General features: G+C 64.7%; 8 protein-coding genes and 1 other RNA gene. 5 read left to right on the top strand and 4 right to left on the bottom strand.

The features are described 5' to 3' along the window. The first annotated feature begins 170 nt into the window (after positions 1-170). Positions 171-560: an outer membrane protein assembly factor BamE gene (locus tag I71_RS27905; protein WP_042701804.1), complete on the top strand. Its 390-nt coding sequence runs from the start codon at positions 171-173 to the stop codon at positions 558-560. 185 nt (positions 561-745) lie between these two features. Here the strand turns inward: I71_RS27905 and I71_RS27910 are convergent, their stop codons facing one another. The 3 genes from I71_RS27910 to ssrA all read right to left on the bottom strand — a co-directional run bounded on the left by I71_RS27910 (position 746) and on the right by ssrA (position 2057). Next, positions 746-1108, bottom strand: a complete 363-nt coding sequence (locus tag I71_RS27910) for a TfoX/Sxy family protein (RefSeq protein WP_042701807.1) — start codon at positions 1106-1108, stop codon at positions 746-748. Positions 1109-1120: 12 nt separating this feature from the next. Next, a complete protein-coding gene (locus tag I71_RS27915; RefSeq protein ID WP_042701809.1) occupies positions 1121-1618 on the bottom strand; it encodes an SspB family protein in 498 nt (165 codons plus the stop codon). Between the two features lie 78 nt (positions 1619-1696). After that, positions 1697-2057: a transfer-messenger RNA gene (gene ssrA, locus I71_RS36525) on the bottom strand. 115 nt (positions 2058-2172) lie between these two features. Between ssrA and thyX the strand changes: the two genes are divergently transcribed. Together thyX and I71_RS27925 are read left to right on the top strand one after the other, a co-directional pair. Continuing rightward, entirely contained in the window at positions 2173-3114 is a 942-nt protein-coding gene (gene thyX, locus I71_RS27920; protein ID WP_042701812.1) for an FAD-dependent thymidylate synthase, read from the top strand. 14 nt (positions 3115-3128) lie between these two features. Further along, positions 3129-3563, top strand: a complete 435-nt coding sequence (locus I71_RS27925) for a hypothetical protein (protein ID WP_042701816.1) — start codon at positions 3129-3131, stop codon at positions 3561-3563. 23 nt (positions 3564-3586) lie between these two features. On the opposite strand, the gene ruvX is transcribed toward I71_RS27925, so the two are convergent. Next, the gene (gene ruvX / locus I71_RS27930) at positions 3587-4129 is read right to left on the bottom strand and encodes a Holliday junction resolvase RuvX (RefSeq protein WP_042701819.1); all 543 of its coding nucleotides are present in this window, start codon (positions 4127-4129) and stop codon (positions 3587-3589) included. Positions 4130-4205: 76 nt separating this feature from the next. Between ruvX and I71_RS27935 the strand changes: the two genes are divergently transcribed. Both I71_RS27935 and I71_RS27940 read left to right on the top strand, forming a co-directional pair. After that, a complete protein-coding gene (locus tag I71_RS27935; RefSeq protein ID WP_042701821.1) occupies positions 4206-4748 on the top strand; it encodes a GNAT family N-acetyltransferase in 543 nt (180 codons plus the stop codon). A 128-nt stretch (positions 4749-4876) separates the two neighbouring features. Then, positions 4877-5194 (top strand): hypothetical protein, encoded by a 318-nt coding sequence (locus tag I71_RS27940; protein WP_042701824.1) that lies wholly within the window; start codon positions 4877-4879, stop codon positions 5192-5194. The last annotated feature ends 100 nt before the right edge of the window (positions 5195-5294 follow it).

Here is a 5294-nt window from a genome sequence, read left to right on the forward strand (position 1 = left end):
ATCTGAAGGGCAGTTTCTAGACTTATTCGGCTCGAGAGAAGACTGGACGAATACCGTGTATCCGAAAGCATTGTGAAAAAACTTTAATGATGCTTCACTTAAAGCCATGGTGGTGTGACGCGGATTGAAAGCCTCTCCCGCCGCTTTGAAAGAATGCATAGGGTCGCAAAATGAAGAAACTTGCCTTCGTCGCGCTTTTTGTATCTAGCGTCGCTGTTTCCGCTTGCGTTCCTCCGACAATGTATGATGAGCAGGCCATGTATCGGCCGGGCGGCGCGTTGGCGGATAAGCAAAGCGGTCCGGCGGTGCTCGCCAACATCAACGACGCCACCGTAAACGCGATGTTCCCGAAGGGTACGCAGAAATCGACCGTCATGCAGTCACTGGGCGTGCCGATGTCAACCTCGACCAGTTCGGACGGAACATCGACGCAGACCTATATGTATTCTTTTACCAGCTACCAGCGGAAGATCGTTCAGTCGAATGTATTGACGGTCAAATATGACCGCAACAACGCAGTTGAAACCCTGACCTTGTCGGCGTCAAACAACACTTGGTAACCGCCGCAGCGGATCAGCAGAGTTTTGCGAGTATATGCAATCAAGGGGCGCGTCCGTGACTGCGCGCCGGACGCCCCTTCCTGTCTGGGGAAGTGGCTTTCGATGACGTCGCTGGTGTGGGGCGCCACCGAGCCGTCAGGGCGCGTGAGTGATGGCGTTCCGTCTCCCGCTCCGGGGGGAGGGACCTATTGCCGCTTTGCCTTGGCAGCCTTTTTCGCGGCGGCACGCAGCGCCGCCTCGAATCCGGATCGCGCCCAGGGCAGCAGCTCGTCGCGGTCGTCCAGCGCCGAGTCTGGCGGCGGATAATAGGAGAGAGTGGTCGGCTTGTCCGGCATCGGCCGGAAGGGTTCCAGGCCCAACGCCGCGAAGGACGCGCGGTTCACGTCATCCGCCTTGAAGTATAGAACATCGTCGGCGACCAGCGCGAAGGTCAGCCCGTCGATGGATAGGCCGTAGCCGCCGAACATGCGGCGCACATGCACATCGCCCAGCGGCGCCAGCATCTCGCAGAGTGTCGAGACATAGTCGCTGGGCGGCCGGGCGGGCATCTGTCTGTCAGGTTACTTCTTGCGGAATGCGTCCAGCGCCACGACCTCGCCGCGCTTCGGCTCTTCGGCCGGGGCGCTTTCCTCGGCCTTTTCTTCCCCGCGCTCGGCGGCGGCACGGGGCGGCATGGTCGCGACCTCCGCCGACTCGGCGGCGGCCAGCGGTTGGAACTGCAGCGCGAAGTTCACCGAGGGGTCGGCGAAGGTGGTGATGGCGGCGAAGGGAATGACCAGCCGCTCATGCACATTGTTGAAGCTCAGCGTGACCTCGAAATGGTCGTCCGTCACGTCCAGCCCGTAATACTGGAACTGGAGGACAATGGTCATCTCGTTCGGATACTGTGAGGACAGGTAATCCGGGATGTCGACACCGGGGAAGCCGGTGCGGAAGGTCAGGTAGAAATGGTGATTGCCCGGCAAGCCGCGCTCGGCAACCTCGGTCAGCGCGTCACGGACAACGCCGCGCAACGCGGTTTCGACCATACGGTCATAGCGGAGCTGCTCTTTCGGCATGCTTGGGCGGATCCCTGATAACGCAATCGGTCTGGCGGCCCGCTGCGGCAAAGGCCGGTACGAATCGCCGGGAAGAGAGGTGTGGGCCTTCTGTTGCTAGGCGGCCCACGGCCCCACCCTTGGGCGCTAACCCGCGGGGATTAGGTTTAGGCTACCAGCCGCCGTTAGGCAGCGAGGCGAGCCTGAGCAACGTTGTCGTTGGCAACTATTGCAACGGCCCGATAACGGCGGAACCATGCCGAGCGAAAACCATGCCTTTACCACGCGTGTCGATCCTGTTTCGCCCCCAACGACCCCGGTCAACGAGTCCGGTGTATGGTTGGTGGAGGCGCCGGGTACCGCCCCCGGGTCCACAACGCTTATTCCACAAGGCGTTTATCGCCATAGTCGGCGAACCGACGTCGCGAATATAGGCACTCCCGCCCGGCAAGGGAAGGGGCTGTGTGACATGATCGCCAAATGCGTTGCGGTGACGCGGGCCGTTTCCAGAATGGCGGCTTGCACCGGCGACCCGCTCTGCTTAAGAGTCCGGCCGTTGCAGCCCCGGAGTCACCATGCCGATCACGCCCGAGCAGCGCGACGAAATCGATCGCCTGCGCGCCGTCACCGCCACCACCCGTCGCGCCACCGTCCCGGCCCTGGAGGAGATCCTCTATCAGCCGCTGGAGGTGCTGGACCACGGTTTCGTCCGCGTCATCGACTATATGGGCGACGATGCGGCGGTCGTCCAGGCGGCGCGCGTGTCCTATGGCAAGGGCACCAAGAAGGTCAGCGAGGATTCCGGCCTCATCAAGTATCTGATGCGCCACCGCCACTCGACCCCGTTCGAGATGTGCGAGATAAAGTTCCATGTGAAGCTGCCGATCTTCGTCGCCCGCCAGTGGATCCGCCACCGCACCGCGAACGTGAACGAATATTCGGCGCGCTATTCCATCCTCGACCGCGAATTCTACGTGCCGGCACCGGAACAGCTGGGCGCCCAGGCCGTGGTGAACCGCCAGGGCCGCGGCGACGTGCTGGAGGGCGAGGAGGCGGCCGACGTCATGCGGCTGCTGCGCGAGGATTCCGAACGCGCCTACAGCCACTATGAAGAGCTGCTGAACCACCGTGAGGACGGCACGGTCATCGATCCGTCCCGCCAGGGGCTGGCGCGCGAACTGGCGCGGATGAACCTGTCGCTGAACTATTACACGCAGTGGTACTGGAAGGTCGATCTCCACAATCTGCTGCATTTCCTGTCGCTGCGCGCGGACAGCCATGCCCAGTATGAGATCCGCGTCTATGCCGATGCGATGCTGGACGTGGTGAAGCGCTGGGTCCCGGCGGTGTTCGAATCCTTCACCGAATACCGCATGGGCGGCGCCCACCTGTCGCGCACCGGCCTGGACGTGGTGAAGCGCCTGCTGGCCGGCGAGCCGGTGACGCAGGAGGCCAGCGGCCTGTCCAAGCGCGAATGGCGCGAGCTGATGGACCAGCTCGGCCGCAGCGAGTCGTAAGGGAAGCCAGGACGATGACGCCGGATCAGGCCGAAAGCATCTATCGCCAAGGCCTGGTCGCCGCACAGGCCGGCCGCTGGGCCGCGGCGCAGGAGCTGATTGCCCAGGCCATCATGGCCCGACCCGGCGTTGCCGTCTGGTGGGCCACCTATGGGCTGGTGCTGGAAAGCCAGGGCGACCTGCCGGCTGCGGTGCAGGCTTTCGCCGGGGCGTTGAACCTCGACGGCAATCTCGCCATGGCGATGGACGGCCTGCTGGCGGCGGCGGAGGCGCTGGCTGCCGCCGGCCATGCCGATCTGGCCGAGGGGATTTACTGCCGCGCGCTGGCGCTCACCCCCGATACAGTGGCAGCACTCGTCAAAGCCAGCGCCCTGCTGTTGGTGCAGGGCGTCGATCCGTCGAAGCTTCTGGGCCGTGCCGCCCTGCTTCAGCCCGAACGCCCGGCCTGAGCGGGCGCAGGCCGGAGCCGATCTCAGTCGCGGTCGTCGTGGTCTTCGTCGTCCCGCCCGTCCTCGTCCGCTTCGCTCGCGAGGCGGCGCTGGTTCGCCAGCATGTCGAGCGCGCCCTGAAGGATGTAGGCGGCGGCCATCTTGTCCACCACCTCGTCCCGGCGCTTGCGGGTCATGTCGGCCTCGCCGATCATGAAGCGCTCGACGGCGGAGGTCGACAGCCGCTCGTCCCAGAAGGCGATCTCCGCCTCCCAGCCCAGCAGGTCGGACCGTTCCAGCAGATTGTTGGCGAAGGCGCGCACCGATTCGGCGCGTGGCCCTTCCGTCCCGTCCATGTTCAGCGGCAGCCCGACCACCAGACCGCCGATGCTGTAATCGCGGATGGTCTTGCCCAGCTCGCGCGCGTCCTGGGTGAATTTGGTGCGCTTCAGCGTGCCGATCGGGGATGCGACGATCAGTCCGGGATCGGCCACCGCCAACCCGACGGTCTTGGTGCCGACGTCAAGGCCAAGCAATCGTTGATTTTTGCCCAGCCGGGCCGCGAGTTCGGAGAGGGTATGGATCATCGCCCGACCATAGGGCCGTAGCCCTGGCGCCGCAAGGTCGCTTGCGTCCTTGCAAAAGATACTTAGACTTCTAAGTATGAGCGGCTCACCCTCCCACACCGTCCTGTCGTACCGGCCGTTGGCCGACGCCGACATCGCCACGATCTGCGGCTTTGCCCGCAATGCGGAGGAACTCTATTTCCTGTTCCCGCGCGCGGTCTGGCCGCTGACCCCCGATCAGGTCCGCGCGACGCTGAGCATCCGCCGCGATCCCACCGTGGTCACCCTGACCGAGGAGGGGAGGGAGCGTGTGGTCGGCTATGCCAACTACGCCACCTTCGAGGAGGAGCGCACCGCCAGCATCGGCAATGTCAGCGTCGATCCGGCGCTGCGCCGCCGCGGCATCGCCGATTATCTTGTGCGGACGATGATCGACCGCGCCTTCGATCACCATCGCCTGCCCGAACTGACACTCTATTGCTTCAGCACCAACACGCCGGCCCTGCTGCTCTACGCCAAGCTCGGCATGGTGCCCATTGCGCTGGAGACGCGGGTGACGCCCTGGGGCGACCCGATTGCGCTGTTCAAGCTGCGCATGGATCGCGTCGGCTGGCGCTCCGCCGCTCCCGTTGCCGCCTGAGCGTCGGCGGGCTTCCTTCCAAAGATTTAATGATTGCATCGCTGGCGGGCCGGCCCCCGCGGCGTATAGTCGGATACCAGGCCGACGACGCACGGCCGACCCATGGGGCAGATCGACGGAGCGGGCGGATGAGCAGGATGGGCGCGGACGCGAACCGGCGTGCGGTGCTGGCCGGATTGGCCGCTGGCGGTGTCGGGCTGTTTGCCGCCGGTGGGGCGAAGGCCATCACTGCGCAGTCAAGTTCCGATTACGGCGCCATGCTGGATGCCGCCTGCGGTGCCAGCGCCGACCACAGGCGCCAGATCGCCGCGGTGGAGAAGACGATGGGCGTCCTTCTGCCCGACGCGCGGGTGGTGGAGGCGTTGCAGCGCACCCAGTGCCCGTCCTGCGGATGTCCGCTGGCACTGGCCGCCGGGCTTGCGAAAGGCGATGCCGGGGCCTTCTGAGCGGCGGAATGGCCGCAATCGTTGCGGATGAAGCCGGCGGGTGCTAGCTTCGCGGCCGATTTCCAATGTTTGGAAGAGAGTAGAGGCATGTCGCTCGACA

This window comes from Azospirillum sp. B506 (genome assembly GCF_000333595.1).
In the GTDB taxonomy this organism is placed as follows: Bacteria; Pseudomonadota; Alphaproteobacteria; order Azospirillales; family Azospirillaceae; genus Azospirillum.